This window comes from Streptomyces nigrescens (assembly GCF_027626975.1).
Classification (GTDB): Bacteria; Actinomycetota; Actinomycetes; order Streptomycetales; family Streptomycetaceae; genus Streptomyces; species Streptomyces nigrescens.
Map to the genome: position 1 here is coordinate 3,436,000 of NZ_CP114203.1, position 17,478 is coordinate 3,453,477.

The window sequence follows — 17,478 nt, forward strand, 5'->3', positions numbered from 1 at the left end:
CGGGGAGTTCGCTCTCCCCGGGCCCCTGCGCGTGGTCAGCCGCGGCTCACTGCGCCAGCCGGCGCACCGCGGCGGCCACCCGCTCGTCGGTGGCGGTGAAGGCGATCCGTACGAACCGCTCCCCCGCGGTGCCGTAGAACTCGCCGGGGGCGACGAGGATGCCGCGCTTCGCGAGATCGCCGACGGTGTCCCAGCAGGGCTCGTCGCGGGTCGCCCAGAGGTAGAGCGAGGCCTCGCTGTGCTCGATGCGGAAGCCGGCGGCCTCGAAGGCGCCGCGCAGCGCGGTGCGGCGGTGGGCGTAGCGCGCACGCTGCTCGGCGACATGGGCGGTGTCGCCGAGCGCCGCGACGGTGGCGGCCTGGACGGGCGCCGCGATCATCATGCCGCCGTGCTTGCGGATCAGCAGCAGGTCGCCGAGGACCGCGGCGTCGCCGACGAGGAACGCGGAGCGGTAGCCGGCGAGGTTGGAGCGCTTGGAGAGCGAGTGGACGGCGACGAGGCCGTCGTGGGAGCCGCCGCAGATGTCCGGGTGCAGCACGGAGACCGGGTCGGCCTCCCAGCCCAGTTCGAGGTAGCACTCGTCGCTGAAGACCAGGACCCCGTGCTCGCGCGCCCAGGCGACGGTGCGGCGCAGCTCGTCGGCGCTCAGCACCCGGCCGGTGGGGTTGGACGGCGAGTTCAGCCAGAGCAGCTTCAGACCGCTGGGGTCCAGCTCCGTGGGGTCGTCGTAGACGACCGGCTCGGCGCCGGCCAGACGGGCGCCGACCTCGTAGGTCGGGTAGGCCAGCCGTGGGTAGCCGACCTTGTCGCCGGGGCCTAGGCCCAGTTGGGTCGGCAGCCAGGCCACCAGCTCCTTGGAGCCGACGACCGGCAGCACATTGGTGTGCTCCAGGCCCTGGGCACCGAGGCGCTCGGCGGCCCAGCCGGTGAGCGCGTCCCGCAGCTCGGCCGTACCCCACACCGTCGGGTAGCCGGGGCTGTCGGCCGCGGCGGTCAGCGCCTGCTGCACCAGCGCGGGGACCGGGTCCACCGGGGTGCCGACGGACAGGTCGACGATGCCGTCGGTGTGCGCGGCGGCGGTGGCCTTGTACGGCTCCAGGCGGTCCCAGGGGAAGACCGGAAGCCGGTCGCGGAGCGAGGCGCGGGGGGATTCGCGCCGGGGAGACGATGCTGCGCCCACGGTGCTCTCTTTCTCGGGTGCTGCGGGGCCGTCGGCGGAAATGCTGCGGTCCCGTACGGCGGCAGGCCGTACGGGACCGGGGCGGCGCCGTGCGACCTCCCGTGGCTGACACTGGGAGGTGCCCCCAACGACATGGGAGCAAGAGGGAGCGGGCAGGCTCCCCCTTGGTCCTCGGGTCGTTACTGGTTCTGCGGCGGCAGCGCCGCGATGAACGGGTGGTCCCGCTCGATCAGGCCGAGCTTGCTGGCGCCACCGGGCGAGCCGAGCTCGTCGAAGAACTCCACATTCGCCTTGTAGTAGTCCTTCCACTCCTCGGGGGTGTCGTCCTCGTAGAAGATCGCCTCGACCGGGCAGACCGGCTCACAGGCGCCACAGTCGACGCATTCGTCCGGGTGGATGTACAAGGACCGGGAGCCCTCGTAGATGCAGTCGACCGGGCACTCCTCGATGCACGCCTTGTCCTTGACGTCGACACAAGGCTGCGCGATGACGTAGGTCACGCTGTCGTTCCTCCTCGGTAGGGCCGGCGGACCGATTGGCAGTACCGCCGCTGGGCGCGCGGGAGCGCGGCGTCGTCGATGCCCGCCATCTAGTATCTCCGTTCCCGGGCGCGAGACGAACAAGAGGGGCGGTTTGAGCGATGGAATTCCTGGCCGGCGGACGCGCGGAGGTCCGTATCACCCGTGCTGACGTGGGCAAAAGGGTATCCGTCCGGCGTCTGACCGGGGGCGGCGCGGGGGTTCCCGCGTTCACCGACGCGGTCGGCGTTCTCACATCCTGGGATCAAGGTGTGCTGAGCATCACACGCCGCAACGGCGAGACCGTACGGATCGAGGAGTCCGCTCTGGTGGCGGCCAAGGTCGTGCCCGACCGCCCCGCCGCCCCCCGGCACGGAGCCGCGCGCCCCTCGGGGGAGCCGGGCCGCCGGCGGGGTCCCGCGGCCACCGCCCTGGAGCTCCAGACCGTCGCGGCCCGCGGCTGGCCCGCCGTGGAGACGGCGCGTCTCGGGGAGTGGACGCTGCGGGCCTCCGGAGGATTCACCCGCCGCGCCAATTCCGTCCTGCCGCTCGGCGACCCCGGCGTCCCGCTGGAGACCGCACTGGAGCGGATCGGCCAGTGGTATGACGAGCACGGTCTGCCGCCGGTGATCGTGGTCGCCACCGGGCGGGAGGACACCGACGCACGGCTGGACGCGGAGCTGGCGGAGCGCGGCTGGGCCGACGAGCGGCACACCACGGTCCGGACCGCGGCGCTGGCGCCGCTCGCCGACACCGCGGCGGACCTTTCGTGCGTCACCCTGTCGCGGGAGCCCGGCGCGGACTGGCTGGCCCTGTACAACCGGACCGGCGAGGCCGACCCGTCTGCACAGACCACGCGGACCGCCCTGCGGGTGCTGACCGGCGGGCCCTCGGTGTGGTTCGCGACGGTGCACGGCGCCGACGGCGGGACGGCGGCGATCGGGCGGCTGGTCGTCGACGGGCGCTGGGCGGGCTTCGCGGCGCTGGAGGTGGCCCCGGCCGCGCGACGGCGGGGGCTGGCCACGCGGGTGATGGCGGCGCTCGCCGAGCGGGCCCTGGAGGAGGGCGCCTCGGCCGCGTATCTGCAGGTCGAGGCCGACAACGCGGGCGCCCTCGCGTTCTACGACCGGCTCGGCTTCACCGACCACCACGGCTATCACTACCGGCGTGCCCTGCCGGGCGGCCGGCGCTGAACGGGTACCTCACCGATATGCCCCAGGAATCCGAGCCGGAGCGGGAGGACGCCCGCGCCGCACGGCGGCAGCAGTTCGCCGAGGCCGCGCGGGCCGAGCGGCCCGACCTGGCGCTGCTGTGCCTGCTGATCGGTGCCGAGGCCGATCCCGCGCTGGACGAGGCGGGCTGCGACGCGGTCCAGATCGAGCTGGACCGGCTGGCCGGACTGCTCCCGTACTCCCCGGCCGGCGGCCCCGGGGCCTGGGCCCGCAATCTCGCCGAGCTGCTGGGCACCCGGTGCGGCTTCGGCGGCTCGCCCGCCGACTACCGGCGGCTGGAGTCCTCACTGCTGCACGAGGTGCTGCGGCGGCGCCGGGGCCTGCCGATCCTGCTGTCGGTGGTGTGGATGGAGGTGGCGCGGCGGGCCGGTGCCCCGGTGTACGGGGTGGCGCTGCCGGGCCATTTCGTCGTCGGCTTCGGTGACCCCGCCGGCACCCACGTACTGGCCGATCCGTTCGCGGGCGGGCGGCCGCTCACCGACGAGGACGCGGAGCTGCTGGTCGCGGGGGCGACCGGGGAGCCGCTGAGCGCGCGGATGATGACGCCCGCCGATCCGCTGGAGATCGTGCTGCGGATGCTCAACAACATCCGGGCCTGGGCGCAGGCCCGCCCGGAGCACAGTGCGGTGCAGCTGTGGGCGCTGGAGCTGTCGCTGCTGCTGCCGAGCCATCCGGCGCGGCTGCGCCATGAGCGTGCCCAACTGCTCGTCGAGCGCGGTGAGTTCCTCGCCGGGGCGGCCGAGCTGGAGGAGTACGCCCGGGTGGTGGAGGCCGTCGAGCCGGCCGGGGCGACCGCGATACGGCGTCAGGCCGCCGCGGCCCGGGCCATGCTCAACTGAGCGTCGGGGGCGGGGCGCGTCCGGCGCCGGAGGACCAGCACGGTCGCATCGTCCTTGAGCCGGCCGCCGGTGAAGCTTTCGAGGTCGGCACGGAGGGTACGGGCCAGCTCGGCGGGCTCCAGGTGCGTCCACCCGGCCAGCCGCTCGGCGAGCGGGTAGAACTCGCCGTCCTTGCCGCGCGCCTCGGTCACCCCGTCCGTGCACAGCACGATCCAGTCGTCGGGCTCGGGGTGTACCCGGACGCTGTGGCGGGGCTCGCCGCTGAGCGCTCCCAGGCCGAGCGGCAGCGCGCCCTCACCCTCCCGGCGCTCGTGGACCTCGCCGTGCCGCACCAGGTAGTACGGGATGTGGCCGCAGGACAGCACCCGGCCCTCCGGCGCGCCGTCCGTGCCGCGCACCTCCATCAGCAGCGCGGTGACGAAGCGCTCGTCGGCGCCCTCCTCGGCCGAGCGGGTGTTGTGGCGGGCCAGCGCCTGCTCCATGCGCTCCGCCACCGATTCCAGTGACTCCTGGTGCTGGGCGGCCTCCCGGAACGCGACCAGTACCTCCAGGCCCGCGCCGATCGCCGGCATGCCCTTGCCCTGCACATCGCCGATCATCAGCCGCAGCCCGTAGGGCGTGTCGCTGACCTCGTAGATGTCCCCGCCGACCCGGGCCCCCTCCTCCGCGGAGACATAGAAGCCGTACGCGTCTACCGCCCCGGCGCTGAGCGGCAACTCGCGCAGCATCGCCCGCTGGACGGTGTCGGCCACCAGGCGCGTCCGGGCGTGCAGCGCCTCCCGCTGCAGCCGGGTGCGGCACAGCACCAGCGAGAAGGCGGCCACCAGGAACACACCGAAGATGCCGACGACCCGGCTGGCCAGGCCCCAGTCGGGCACGGTGAAGATGTCGACGTAGGTCAGGCACACCACGAAGACGGCCGCCACCAGGAGCGTCTGCCGGAACGGGCAGCGCAGCGCGGCGTACAGCGGGGCGATGCCCATGAAGGCCGAGATGTGCAGCTCCGGGCCGGTCGTGGAGTCCAGCACGGTGACGACGAGGATCGCGAGAATCAGCAGCACGGGAGCGAGGCGGCGGCTCTCCGTGGATCGGTCGGCAGCCATAACACTTCCAGCCTGCGGGACTCCGCCGCACGCCGCACCGGGGGCGGCCGGTCCGCTCGCCCCGGACACGGCCGAGAGGCCCCCGGGTGCCTTCTCGGAGTTGCCGAGAAAGCGCCCTGCGGGGCCTCTCACCTGCGGTTTTGCGCTGTGTGGCGGTCAGTTGCCGTCGGTGGCGATGGTCTGGATCCGCTCGGCCGGGCTGGTGCCGAGCAGCGCCTTGCCGACCGCGCCCGCCACCTCCTCGACGCTGACCGGGTGCTTGGAGCCGTCGCCCTTGGTCACCATGACGCCGTTGAAGGTGTCGCCGTAGAGCTTCTTGAGGGCCGGGCGGTCGTAGTACGGCACCAGAGAACCGTTGATGATCTTGAACGACAGGAACTTCGGGATGGACTTCTGCGGGCTGAAGGAGACCGTGTGCGCCGCGTCCGTACGGACCGTCACCAGACCGGACATCGCGGGCTCGGCGAACTGCTTCATCGCCCTGTCCACCGCGGCCTTGCTGACCTGCGGCTGCTGGGTGCCGGCGGCCAGCACCACGGGTGCGTCGCTGCCGGTCGCCGCGCGCTTGCGGTAGGCGTCGGTGACCTTCTTCTTGGACGCGCTCACGTCGATCGCCTTGTGGGGCGAGCCGTAGTGCGGCACCGCCTTGCCGTTCTCGAAGGTGATCCCGCCGTCCTCGGAGGCGCCCCCGGGGCCCGTGGCGTTCTGCAGGGCGATCTGCAGCTTCTCGTCGTCGACGATCACCGCGGGATCGGCCGTGCGGTGCACACCGAACAGCGAGCCGATGACGGAGACCGGGTTGTAGTCCCGGCCGGCCGCCCTGCGGACCGTCGCCTGCGGGTCGATGTCCAGGCCTGCCCTGGCGGGCTGGAGGGTGGCGGACTTGCCGTCGACGGTGAGCTTGAGCGGCGCGGTGCGGCTGTCCTTGAGCGCCGTCTCCAGCTTCTTGACGGCCTCTTCCTTGGTGGTGCCGCCGATGTCCACACCGAGCGCGGTGGTGCCGTTGGGCACATCGGCGTGGTCGAGCAGCAGCCCCGCGCCGTAGGCGACACCGGCCAGCACCACGACGGCGACACCCACGAGAACGAGCTTGTTACGGCCCTTCTTGGGCGGGTTGATCGGCTCGGGGATCTTGGGCCGCGGCTTGGGGGCGGCGCTGTCGCCCTCACCGGCCGGGACGTTGGCGAACGGCGACGGGGACGACGGCTTCTCGGTCCCGGGGACCTTCGGGATGCCGCTGACCAGCGTGTCGCCGGAGACCCGGTCACGGCCGCCGAGGGCGCCGCCCGGCCCGCCGTCCTGGGGGCCCTTCGTCCCGCGCTTGCCCTTGGGGGCGCCGGGCGCCGTGCCCTTGGGGCCGCCGGGGCCCTTGGGGGCGCCGGGCCGTCCGCCCGTGACGCCGCCGCTGCCGCCGAGGCCGCTGCCGGGTCCGGCGAGCGGGGCCGGCGGCTGCGGGGTGAGCTCCGCGGTGTCGTCGATCCGGGGCGTGCCGCCGGTGGCGGGGTCGCTGAAGCCGGGCGGGAGGTTGAGCGCGGATGTGCCGCGTGCCGGGCCGGTCGTCGGACCGCTCGGACCGCTCGGGCCGCCCGCCGGGGCGTCGAACGGGCTGTGGTCGCGGGCGGGGCCGCCGGGGGTGTCGAACGGCGAACCGCCGCCGGGCGTCGCTCCGTCGAAGGGCGAGGCGCCACCGCGCGGACCACCGTCGAACGGCGAACCGCCGCCCGCCCTGGCACCGCCGTCGAACGGCGAGCCGCCGCCCTCCTGCGGGGCCGGGCTGTCGGAGAAGTACGGCAGGTCGGAGCGCTGCGGCGAGGCGGCGCCCGACGGACCGCGCGGCGGGGTCGCACCGCCCGGGGCGGGCGGCACCGCGTGGGAGCCGGTGGACGAGGACGGACCGGCGGACCCGGCCTGCGGCTTGCGCGGCGCGAACCAGTCGCTGGTCTTCTCGGACTGGCCGCCCGCGGGGGCCTCGTCCGCCGGCGCGTCGGGCCGGGGGGTGTTCGCCGTACGCTCCGCGTTCCGCTCACCGGCGCGGGGGGTGCCCCGGGAACCGGCGGAACCGCCGGAACCAGCCGATCCGTTCATGCCGGACTCCTCACCGACGGGCTTGCGCACGACGACCGGCGGGATGGGGCGCGACCCCGGAATGTTGATCTTGATCCGCGTCGTCAGTGTGGTCTCGGTCTTGGGCTCCTCCGGCTGCGCCGCGGCACCGGGCGCAGGCTTCTCGCCGGCCTCTCCCCTGGGCGAGCCGTACGGCGGCGTCCCGGACGGGTACGCGGCTCCGCCACGGCCCTGGGGGCCGGAGGACGAACTGTCAGATTCACGACTCAAAGCAGGTTCTCCCGGTTGGCTCCGCCGCTCGTCAGAGATGATCCCCGGCCACAGGCCGGGAGGTGCCCCCAGGGCGGCGCGACGGCGCGCACCACCATACTGTCCGCCGCGGGCGGCCACCCGGGGAGCGTACGAACACCGCCGCCCCGGGCGAACCCCCGGGCCCCGGTTCCTTCACCCGGACCCGCACGGCATCCGTCCCGGTATGGACCACGTCATCCGCCAACTCGGCCGTGCCGGACGCCCACAGGGCGCAGCTGCGTCGCGGTGGCGCAGATCACAGCGACCACGATGCCGCCCAGCAGGAAGATGTACGAACCGAGTCCCGCGCCGAAGAGAAAGTCACCTTCCGGCCGGACATTGCTGAGCAGCAGGAACACGGTCACCAGCCAGGCCGCGCCGGGTACCAGTACACCCGCGGAGGTGCCGGTCGCCCTGGCGCCCCCGTAGAAGAGGCCGCCGACGCCACACAGTGCCAGCACCAAGCCGCCGGGGAACCAGGCCGCTTGGACCAGCGTTCCGGCGCCCGCCACCAGGACGCCCGCGACCAGAAGCAGCACATAAATGGCGACCCGTCCCGCCGTCAGCGGTGCGGTCAGCGCGGGACCGGCCACCGGTGCCACGGGAGCGCCGGACCGTGCACCGGACCCACCGCCCGAGCCCGCCCGCGACCGCTTCCCCTTGCCGGAGGCCGCGCCGCCGTTTCCCTCACCGGCGGTCCCGCCGCCCTTCGCCGTACTCATTCCGCCGCCTCCTCGATCCGGGCACTCTCCTCCATACCCGTCATTTCACCGATACCCGCGAAGAGATCGTCCTCCCGGGCCCCGTCCGCGGCACCCGAGGCGCCGTGCACCAGCCGATAGTGCTCGGTGGCGAACAGCGGCTGGCCCAGGTCGTTGGAGAGCGCGAAGAACGGCCCGTCGACCGCGATCTGGGTGTAGTGCGCCCGCATCGCCGCGGACTTTGCGGCCGCGTACGCGGGAGTGCCGGTGAGGGATGCCGCGACCTCGGAGTCCGGCACCACGCCCGGCACATCGTCGGCCGTGGCCACTCCGGGGAAGCTGTGGCCGGCCGCGCGCAGCCGTGCGAAGCCCTCCTCGACCACGGACCGGGGGTTGCAGTTCCAGTAAATCTTCCCGATCGCATACGCGCGGCCCAGCTCCGGCCGGAAGTCCGCCCGCGCGGCGAGCTCGGCACCGCGCATGGCGACGCGGTGCGCCTGGATGTGGTCGGGGTGGCCGTATCCGCCGTCCGGGTCATAGGTGACCAGGACCTGCGGCCTGACCTCGCGGATCACCGCCACCAGCTCGCCGGCCGCCTCGTCGAGCGGGGCCTGCCAGAAGGCGTCGGGGCGGTCGTTCTGGGGAGCGCCCATCATCCCGGAGTCCCGGTAGCGGCCCGGCCCGCCGAGGAAGCGGTGGTCGGTGACGCCCAGGGCCGCCATCGCGGCGGCCAGCTCGCCGGCGCGGTACGGGCCGAGGGTGTCGTCACGGTCCGGGGCGAGATGGGCGAGCCCGGGCGGGATGACCTCGCCCTCGTCGCCGAGGGTGCAGGTCACCAGGGTGACCAGCGCGCCCTCGGCCGCGTACTTGGCCATGGTCACGCCGTTGTTGATCGACTCGTCGTCGGGGTGCGCATGCACCAGCAGCAGCCGCCGGGAAAAGGCGGCGGGCGAGGCGCTCCCCTCGGCGGGTGGCTGCGGGGGACGGGCGGGCTGATCGGTCATGCCGACAGCCTACGAGCCGCCCGGTCCGCCGTCCGCAGGCGATCCCGGCCGCCGTCCGCGCGCCCGCCCGGAGGACGGGTGCGCAGACGGAGGGGCCGGCCGGGGGCTGCTCAGAACTTGATGTTCCCGAGCATGCCGGCGACGTTCGTCGTCAGCTGCTTGATCGTCGGCGCGATGGACGAGCTGGCCAGATAGAAGCCCAGCAGCATGCACACCAAGGCATGCGGGGCCTTCAGTCCAGACTTCTTGACAAGCAAGAAGACGATGATCGCCAGCAGCACCACCGCCGAAATCGAGAGTGCCACGGCGGCTCACCTCCAAGTACTCACGGTCCGGACAGGATTGAGGGTGCCCGGGCCGTACTTCACGCCCCGCGCACCCGGGTATGCCAAGGGCTCTTTACCCCGTACCCACTACGCCCAAGGGATCATAACTTTCCGCGCTAGCGCATAAGTCGGAGCACGGAAGCAGAGCGGGGGCGCACATGATCTTCACGGGTGCGACCAGGGTGAGCCGATCCTCCCCAGGGGCCGGGACGACGGGATTTCGTGCCCCGGCCCTGAGCGGCCGGACAGCCTTTAGGCTCGGGACCATGACCGGACAGCCTTCGTTCCCGCGGCAATACGCCCGTACGCAGCGCTTCACCCTGGGCGCACCGCGCAGCTATGCCCTCTCCCCCGACGGCGCGCGCGTCGCCTTCCTCCGCTCAGGTTCGGGCACCGATCGCAGCCAGCAGTTGTGGGTGCTCGACCTGGAAGAGGGACGGGAGTTCCCGGCCGCCGATCCGCAGGCCCTGCTGGCCGGTGCGGACGAGGAACTCCCCCCGCAGGAGCGGGCCCGCCGCGAGCGCATCCGGGAGAGCTCGGCGGGCATCGTCGGCTATGCGACCGACTCCGCCGTGGAGTTGGCGGCGTTCACGCTCTCCGGCCGGCTGTTCGTCTCCGAGCTGCGCGCCGGCACCACCCGTGAACTCCCGGTCCAGGGCCCGGTGGTGGACCCCCGCCCGTCGCCGGACGGCCGGCAGGTGGCCTTCGTGGCGGACGGCCGGCTGCGGGTGGTGGCGGTGGACGGCGCCACCACGACGGACGGGGGCGACGGCGACGCGGCAGCGGCCGGGCCGGCGGACCGGGTGCTGGCCGAGCCCGACGGGCCCGAGGTGACCTGGGGGCTCGCGGAGTTCGTCGCGGCCGAGGAGATGGGGCGCTACCGCGGTTTCTGGTGGTCTCCGGAGAGCGACGCGGTGCTGGCCGCGCGGGTCGACGAGGCGCCGGTGCAGCGCTGGTGGATCTCCGACCCCGCCCATCCGGACCAGGAGCCCGCCCGGGTCGCGTACCCGGCGGCAGGCACCCGCAACGCCGAGGTGACCCTCGCGCTGTTCGGCCTGGACGGCAGTCGCACCGATATCGCCTGGGACACCGAGCGCTACCCCTATCTCGCGCGCGTCCACTGGTCGGCGGCCGGGCCGCCGCTGCTGCTCGTACAGGCCCGTGACCAGCGCGACCAGCGCTATCTGACCGTCGACACCGCGACCGGTGCGACCCGGACGGTGCACGAGGACGAGGACGAGGTGTGGGTCGAGCCGTTCCCCGGGGTGCCGGCCTGGACGCCGGACGGCCGGCTGGTGCGGATCGCGGACGAGGGCGGCGCACGCAAGCTGTTCGTCGGCGACCGCCCGCTGACCGGGGCGCCGCTGCACGTCCGGGCCGTCCTGGACATCGGCGAGGACGACGTCCTGTTCTCCGCGAGCGGCAGGGATCTGCACGACATCGGCGTCTACCGCGCCTGGTTCCGCGGCAGCGGTGACCAGGGTGGCTGGGAGCGGGTGGGCGAACGCCCGTACCCGACGGTGTCGTCCGCGGTGCGCGGCGGTGCGCTGACCGTGCTGTCGCAGGCGTCGCTGGAGCGGCCCGGCACCCAGGTGGAGGTGGTGCGGCTGGATCCCGACGGCGGGGAGAAGACGCTCGCCACGATCGGTTCGTACGCCGAGGAGCCGTCCCTGACCGCCCGCCCCCAGCTGGTGCTGGCCGGTGAACGGGAGATTCCGTGCGCGGTGCTGCTGCCCGGCGGCTATCAGGAGGGCGACGGTCCGCTGCCGGTGCTGCTGGACCCGTACGGCGGTCCGCACGGCCAGCGGGTGGTCGCCGCGCACCATGCCCATCTGACCTCCCAGTGGTTCGCCGACCAGGGGTTCGCGGTGATCGTCGCGGACGGCCGGGGGACCCCGGGCCGCTCCCCCGCATGGGAGAAGGCGATCTCCCGGCGCGTCGCGGAGTACGCGCTGGACGACCAGGTCCATGCCCTCCAGGCACTGGCCGGTTCCTTTCCCCTGGACCTGGAGCGGGTGGCCATCCGCGGCTGGTCCTTCGGCGGTTATCTCGCCGGGCTCGCCGCGCTGCGCCGCCCCGATGTCTTCCACGCGGCGGTGGTGGGCGCGCCGGTGACCGACCTGCGGCTGTACGACACCCACTATCAGGAGCGCTACCTCGGTCACCCGGGCGAGGAACCGGCGGTCTATGCGGAGAACTCGCTGATCACGGACGAGGGGCTGTCCGGAGCGGTGGAGCCGCACCGCCCGATGCTGATCGTGCACGGGCTCGCGGACGACAATGTGGTCGTGGCCCATTCGCTGCGGCTGTCCTCGGCGCTGCTGGCGGCGGGCCGCCCGCACGAGGTGCTGCCGCTGTCCGGAGTGACCCACATGGCATCACAGGACCAGGTGGCCGAAAACCTGCTGCTCCTCCAGGTCGACTTCCTCAAGCGCTCACTGGGAATGCCGTCCTGACCACGGGAATACCCTCCACCCCTGCCCCGTTGTGGCTCCGCAGGGGCACCCGCACCCCCTACGGGATCTGTTCGCCCGCCCCCTGAGAACCCCCGCCGAACCCCCGCCCCCCTCCCGTCTCACCAGCCGGGCGGGAGCGTGGACGGCGGGGGCGGGGCGTGCGGCGGCCGCGCCTCGCCCGGGGCGGCGCCGTACGCCAGCACCTCGTCCGCGTCCGGTGCGGCCGCCGGGACACCGGGCCGGGCCGCCGCGATCACCGCGGCCAGCCCGGCGGCCGCCACGAAGGCCGCGGTGCCCACCTCCAGCTGGGCCCGGACGGGCAGCGCGGCGAAGCGGCCCAACTCCCCGGTGCGCAGGGCGAAGGCGAGTGCCACGGCACCGTGCACGGACAGCAGGGCAGCGGCGGTCAGCGCCGCCGGCCTGGCCCAGGCCGCCCGGCGCAGCGCGGCGGCCGCGGCCGCCAGGGCCGACAGCGCGAGCGCCAGCGCCTGCCAGTGCACCGGGGGCTGCAACAGCGCGCGGAAGACGGAGGCGTCGCCGAACAGCCCCTTGCCGTAGATGTCCCCGCCGAGCTGCGCCCACCAGCGGATCTCCCAGCAGATGACGGCGAGTCCGGCGGCGCCCAGGAGGACGGCGACGGTGACGGCCGGCCCCTTGAACGGCCTGCCGGGCGCCCCGGGTGCCACGTGGTGCGGCACCGCACGGACCACTCCGTACGCCGAGGACGCCGGCTCCGGCAGCCCGCGCGCACCGTGCCCCGCGGGCCCGTCCGGTCGCCGCCCCGCCGCGCTCACCACGATCAGCGCGACCGCCAGGGCGAGTTGCGTCAGGGCGGTCAGCCGTGCCCGCGCCGTGAGACCGCTGTCCAGCCCCTGGAGCCAGCCCGCCCCCAGCATCCACACCAGCGGGGTCCGCAGCAGTGCGGTGGCGGTCGCCAGGGAGAGCAGGGCGCCCGTGGCGACGGACGAGGGGACGGCGGTGCGCAGGGCGGCGACCGCTGCGACGAGCGCGCCGAGCACCAGCAGCGGGTCGAGCGCCGAGGTGGCCCAGGCGGTGAACTCCCGTGGCCTGGGCGTCTCTCCGAGCCAGGCCCACCACACATCCGCGCCGTGCTGGGCGATGGTCAGGTCCCGGATGATCCAGCCCGCACTGAGCAGGGCGAGCAGCAGGCAGATCAGCGCGCCGAGGCCGCGCGCGCCGCGGGTGAGAACGCTGTCCCGCACTGTGGACACGGCTCGCCCCCCGTCCGTGTCGAAGTACGTGAGTCGTTCACGGCGCCCCGCACAGGAGGTGCCCACCGCAGGTCTACTGCAGTCCCGGCCCGGGGACAACAGACCCGGACGGGGCGACGGACGAAACACGGACAAAGCAGCAACCGGCCGGGACGCCGTCTGGCGTCCCGGCCGGTCTACGGCACCCGCACGGCCGTACGTTGTTCATCATGGCGCGTCCGTATATCGGTGTTGCGACAGTGAAGTTGCCTTCATGTTAAAGAAGTTGGTGACGATATGTCTCCCATGCCGCATATCGCGACCCCCTGTCAAGCACGCCTGGGCGTCGATCTGCGCAATCTTCGCTCAAGAAGTAGACGACCTGTTCACGAGCACACCCGATCCCCTTGACTCCGCCATAAATCACTTGCGAAAGTCCGCTCATCCAGCGGTGCGACCAGGTGCCGCTTCACGTTCCAAGAGAACTCGGCGCGGGGGCACTTCGCGATGACTAGTCCATCCCAGACCGCGGCAACCAAGTCCGATACCCCAGGACTTGATTCCAAGGGTCTGAAGAAGACGAAGGACGGCAAGGACGGTGAGCTCGTTGGCCGTTCCCCCGGCCAACTGATGTGGCGGCGCTTCAAGCGCGACCGCACCGGCGTCATCTGCGCTGTCGTGGTGCTGGGTTTCTTCGTCGTGGCCGCGCTCGCCCCGGTGATCGCCAAGCTGTACGGCAAGAATCCCTACACGTTCTACGGCAACGAGGACCCGAGCCTCTTCGACGAGTTCGGTTACCCGATGGGGGCCAACGGCGGTATCTCCGGCGACTTCTGGTTCGGCATCGAACCCGCGCTCGGCCGCGATCTGTTCACGTCCCTGCTCTACGGCATGCGGACGTCCCTGGGCATCTCGGTGGCGGTGACCATCCTGGTCGTCATCACCGGCACCCTCCTGGGCGTCACCGCCGGCTATCTGGGCGGCCGGACCGACTACTGGCTCGGCCGGGTCATCGACTTCCTGCTCGCCTTCCCGAGCCAGCTGACCTTCGTGGCCTTCATGCCCGTGGTCGTGGCGTTCTTCATCCCGCCGGGCGACGAAACCCCCACCTATGTGCGCGTCGTGGCGCTGATCCTGGTGCAGTGGGCGCTGGGGTGGATGGGCCTGGCCCGGCTGCTGCGCGGCCAGGTGCTGTCCCTGCGCGAGCGGGAGTTCGTCGAGGCCGCGAAGATCACCGGGGCCTCCCCCTGGCGCATCATCCGCAAGGAACTGCTGCCCAACGTGGTCACACCGATCCTGGTGCAGGCCACCTACATGCTCCCGCTGTTCGTCACGGCGGAGGCCGGCCTGTCCTTCCTGGGCGTCGGCATCATGGAACCGACCCCGGACTGGGGGCGGCTGTTCCACACGGCCGGCATGGTCTACGAGAACGACCCGACCTTCCTTCTCTTCCCCGGCGCCGCGATGGTGATCTTCGTGCTGTGCTTCAACCTGCTCGGGGACTCGGTCCGGGACGCCTTCGATCCCAAGTCCGGGCGCTGATCGTCCATTTGAGGGGGCAGCTGTCACCCCCGGGCCGGGCTCGTACCGGTTGCGTCAGGCAGCACATCTGGACAACAACCGACAGGCAGGTGCTTGGAACCCATGAACGCACTATCTACGCGCAGAGCACGCGCCGTGATCGTGGCCCTGGCGGCCGGTTCACTCGCGCTCACCGGCTGCAGCAGCGGCGGCAGCAGCGGCAAGGACAAGTCCCAGACGGACAAGGACGCCGCCGCGCAGTCCAAGACCGTGGCACTCGGCACGGCCGCCGACTCCACCGGCCCGGCCGCCGACGTCAAGGGGTCCCGCAAGGGCGGCACCATGCGCGTCTTCCAGCGTGACAGCTTCAACCACCTGGACCCGGCGCAGATGTACGTCAGCGACCTGGGCGACGTGTCCAAGCTGATCTTCCGTGGCCTGACCACGTACAAGCAGGACGACGCGGGCGAGAAGACGGTGGTCGGTGACCTCGCCACCGACGCGGGCCAGATGTCCGACGGCGGCAAGACGTGGAAGTACACGCTCAAGGACGGCATCAAGTTCGAGGACGGCAAGCCGATCACCTCGAAGGACATCCGCCACACCTTCGAGCGGATGTACGCCAAGTTCATCACCGACGGCCCCACGTACATGCAGACGTGGCTGTCGGGCGCCGGCACCTCGTACCGCAAGGCGCTGCCGGACGGTCCGTACAAGGGTGACCACCTGCCCAAGACCGTCCTGGACACCCCGGACGACAAGACCGTCATCTTCCACTTCGAGAAGCCGCAGTCGCAGGTGCCCTACGCGCTCGCCATGGCGGGCTACAGCGTCGTCCCCGAGGGCGCGAAGGACACCAAGGAGAACTACGACGTCAAGCCGGTCTGCGCCGGCCCGTACAAGTTCGCCTCCTTCAAGGAGGGCAAGGGCGCCAAGCTGGTGCGCAACACGAACTGGGACCCGAAGACGGACCCGGCGCGGCACCAGTACGTCGACGCCTTCGACATCACCTTCAACCACCAGTTCTCGGACTCCACCAAGCGCCTGATGGCCGACCAGGGCGAGGCCAAGAACGCGATCAGCTTCACCAACTCGGTGGAGCCGACGCAGACCAAGCAGGTGCTGGACAACCCCAGCGCCAGCAAGCGCCTGGTGCAGGGCTACCAGCCCTACGTCTGGCAGATGAACATGAACATGGACCGCATCAAGGACAAGAAGATCCGCGATGCGATCACCTACGCCATGCCGAACGCCCAGATCGTCCGCATCAACGGCGGCAGCTACGGCGGTGAGGTCGCCGGCGGTCTGCTCGCCCCGACCGTGGCGGGCTACAAGAAGGGCTACGACCCCTACGGGAAGCTCTCGCACCCCAACGGTGAGCCGGAGAAGGCCAAGAAGCTCCTCAAGGAGGCCGGCAAGACGGGCATGAAGCTCGTCTACGCCTACTCCAACACCGAGATCCGCCAGAAGGAAGCCGCGGTCATCGAGGGCGCCCTGAACAAGGCCGGCTTCGACGTCCAGAAGAAGGAGGTCGACTCCTCCTCCTGGTACCAGCAGATGGGCAAGGTCGACAACGGCTTCGACATCTACATGACCGGCTGGGGCCAGGACTGGGCGGACGCCTCCACCGTCATCCCGCCGTCGTACGACCCCCGTCAGATCCAGGACGGCGCGGCCAACTACTCCCACATCCGCGACAAGAAGGTCAGCTCCGAGATCGACCGGATCGAGAAGATCACGGACGTCAAGAAGCAGACCGGCGAGTGGCAGAAGCTGCACCAGTACATCGTGGAGAAGGTCAACCCGGCCGCCCCGGTCTTCTACACCAAGATCCTCCAGCTGCACGGCTCCAACGTGGGTGGTGCCCGCTACAACAGCGACACCAACTACCTGGACGTGAACACGCTGTTCCTCAAGAAGTAAGACGCACACAGAAGCAAGCACCGGAAGGCGGTCCGGAGAGCGCGCGGCACGGCGGAGCGCGCGCTCTCCGGGGCCTTCCCCGCCACTCCGTCACTCCCCACAGCCGCCGCCGTCCTGAGAGCAGCGAACTGCCATGCTTCCCTTCCTATTCCGCCGGATTTTCGGCGCGGTCGTCATCCTTCTCCTGTTGAGCGCCTTCACGTTCTTCGTGTTCTTCTCCACGGGCGACCCGGCCATGATGGCGTGCGGCAAGAACTGCACCGCCGACAACGTCGCCCTGATCCATCACAACCTCGGCCTCGACAAGCCCCTGCCGACGCAGTACTGGGACTTCCTCGCCGGCATCTTCACGGGCCGCGACTACACCATCGGGCACTGCGACGCCCCCTGCTTCGGCTACTCCTTCGCCACCAAGCAGGACGTCTGGACGACGATGATGGACCGGCTGCCCACCACGGCATCGCTGGCCGTCGGCGGCGCGGTCGCCTTCCTGGTGATCGGCCTGGGTGCCGGTCTGCTGGCCGCCTGGAAGAAGGGCTCGCTGCTGGACAAGACGGTCACCGGGGCCTCCATGGTGCTCAGCTCGGTGCAGATCTACATCCTGGGGCCGATCGTCCTCGGCATCTTCGTCTACAGCGGCATCATGGCCTCGCCCAAGTACGTGGAGCTCACCAGCAATCCGGGCGGCTGGTTCATGGGCCTGCTGCTGCCGTGGCTGGTGATGTCGACGATCTTCACCGCCCAGTACACCCGTATGGCGCGCTCGACGATGATCGAGCAGCTCCAGGAGGAGCATGTCCGCACGGCCAAGGCCAAGGGCATGCCGGCGCGCTACGTCTTCATGCGCTACGCCTGGCGCGGCTCGCTGATCCCGATCGTCACGATCCTCGGCATCGACCTGAGCTCGCTGTTCGGCGGCGCCATGATCACCGAGTACACCTTCTCGCTGGCCGGTCTGGGCCGGCTGGCGATCAACTCCGTCATCACCCTCGATCTCCCCATGATCCTGGGCGTGCTGATCTTCAGCGCCGCCCTGATCCTGGTGTTCAACATCATCGTGGATGCGACGTACGCCCTCATCGACCCGCGCGTGCGCCTGTCCTAGGAGA

At 71.7% G+C, this 17,478-nt stretch carries 14 protein-coding genes; 6 read left to right on the forward strand and 8 right to left on the reverse strand.

Annotated features, from left to right (window positions below):
- Positions 1 to 46: 46 nt before the first annotated feature.
- Both dapC and fdxA read right to left on the reverse strand, forming a co-directional pair.
- Positions 47 to 1,180: a succinyldiaminopimelate transaminase gene (dapC, locus tag STRNI_RS15365; protein ID WP_277411398.1), complete on the reverse strand. Its 1,134-nt coding sequence runs from the start codon at positions 1,178 to 1,180 to the stop codon at positions 47 to 49.
- Between the two features lie 179 nt (positions 1,181 to 1,359).
- Entirely contained in the window at positions 1,360 to 1,680 is a 321-nt protein-coding gene (gene fdxA, locus STRNI_RS15370; protein ID WP_018089397.1) for a ferredoxin, read from the reverse strand.
- 140 nt (positions 1,681 to 1,820) lie between these two features.
- Here fdxA and STRNI_RS15375 point away from each other — a divergent pair, with 140 nt between their 5' ends.
- Both STRNI_RS15375 and STRNI_RS15380 read left to right on the forward strand, forming a co-directional pair.
- Positions 1,821 to 2,891 (forward strand): GNAT family N-acetyltransferase, encoded by a 1,071-nt coding sequence (locus STRNI_RS15375; protein WP_277411399.1) that lies wholly within the window; start codon positions 1,821 to 1,823, stop codon positions 2,889 to 2,891.
- Between the two features lie 17 nt (positions 2,892 to 2,908).
- On the forward strand, positions 2,909 to 3,769 hold the full coding sequence (locus tag STRNI_RS15380; protein ID WP_159486322.1) for a transglutaminase family protein: 861 nt from the start codon (positions 2,909 to 2,911) through the stop codon (positions 3,767 to 3,769).
- Here STRNI_RS15380 and STRNI_RS15385 read toward each other — a convergent pair.
- The 5 genes from STRNI_RS15385 to STRNI_RS15405 form a co-directional block, all read right to left on the reverse strand.
- Positions 3,736 to 4,872, reverse strand: coding sequence for a PP2C family protein-serine/threonine phosphatase (locus STRNI_RS15385; RefSeq protein ID WP_266439321.1), 1,137 nt, complete (start codon positions 4,870 to 4,872; stop codon positions 3,736 to 3,738). The two genes, STRNI_RS15380 and STRNI_RS15385, sit on opposite strands and share 34 nt — an antisense overlap.
- A gap of 156 nt (positions 4,873 to 5,028) precedes the next feature.
- On the reverse strand, positions 5,029 to 7,206 hold the full coding sequence (locus STRNI_RS15390) for a hypothetical protein (RefSeq protein WP_277411400.1): 2,178 nt from the start codon (positions 7,204 to 7,206) through the stop codon (positions 5,029 to 5,031).
- A 215-nt stretch (positions 7,207 to 7,421) separates the two neighbouring features.
- Positions 7,422 to 7,949: a DUF6113 family protein gene (locus STRNI_RS15395; protein ID WP_148589694.1), complete on the reverse strand. Its 528-nt coding sequence runs from the start codon at positions 7,947 to 7,949 to the stop codon at positions 7,422 to 7,424.
- Complete coding sequence (gene mshB, locus STRNI_RS15400) at positions 7,946 to 8,932, reverse strand: N-acetyl-1-D-myo-inositol-2-amino-2-deoxy-alpha-D-glucopyranoside deacetylase (RefSeq protein WP_274737980.1); 987 nt, start codon at positions 8,930 to 8,932, stop codon at positions 7,946 to 7,948. Before mshB ends, STRNI_RS15395 begins: the two co-directional genes overlap by 4 nt.
- A gap of 110 nt (positions 8,933 to 9,042) precedes the next feature.
- Positions 9,043 to 9,237: a hypothetical protein gene (locus STRNI_RS15405; RefSeq protein ID WP_006603310.1), complete on the reverse strand. Its 195-nt coding sequence runs from the start codon at positions 9,235 to 9,237 to the stop codon at positions 9,043 to 9,045.
- 287 nt (positions 9,238 to 9,524) lie between these two features.
- On the opposite strand from STRNI_RS15405, the gene STRNI_RS15410 reads away from it, so the two are divergent.
- On the forward strand, positions 9,525 to 11,714 hold the full coding sequence (locus tag STRNI_RS15410; RefSeq protein ID WP_274737977.1) for a S9 family peptidase: 2,190 nt from the start codon (positions 9,525 to 9,527) through the stop codon (positions 11,712 to 11,714).
- A gap of 119 nt (positions 11,715 to 11,833) precedes the next feature.
- Here the strand turns inward: STRNI_RS15410 and STRNI_RS15415 are convergent, their stop codons facing one another.
- Positions 11,834 to 12,946, reverse strand: a complete 1,113-nt coding sequence (locus STRNI_RS15415) for a hypothetical protein (protein WP_277411401.1) — start codon at positions 12,944 to 12,946, stop codon at positions 11,834 to 11,836.
- Positions 12,947 to 13,432: 486 nt separating this feature from the next.
- Here STRNI_RS15415 and STRNI_RS15420 point away from each other — a divergent pair, with 486 nt between their 5' ends.
- The 3 genes from STRNI_RS15420 (at position 13,433) to STRNI_RS15430 (ending at position 17,474) form a co-directional block, all read left to right on the forward strand.
- Positions 13,433 to 14,467, forward strand: a complete 1,035-nt coding sequence (locus STRNI_RS15420) for an ABC transporter permease (protein ID WP_148589207.1) — start codon at positions 13,433 to 13,435, stop codon at positions 14,465 to 14,467.
- A gap of 102 nt (positions 14,468 to 14,569) precedes the next feature.
- Positions 14,570 to 16,369: an ABC transporter substrate-binding protein gene (locus STRNI_RS15425; protein WP_026169590.1), complete on the forward strand. Its 1,800-nt coding sequence runs from the start codon at positions 14,570 to 14,572 to the stop codon at positions 16,367 to 16,369.
- A gap of 133 nt (positions 16,370 to 16,502) precedes the next feature.
- On the forward strand, positions 16,503 to 17,474 hold the full coding sequence (locus STRNI_RS15430; protein WP_093637632.1) for an ABC transporter permease: 972 nt from the start codon (positions 16,503 to 16,505) through the stop codon (positions 17,472 to 17,474).
- Positions 17,475 to 17,478: the final 4 nt, after the last annotated feature.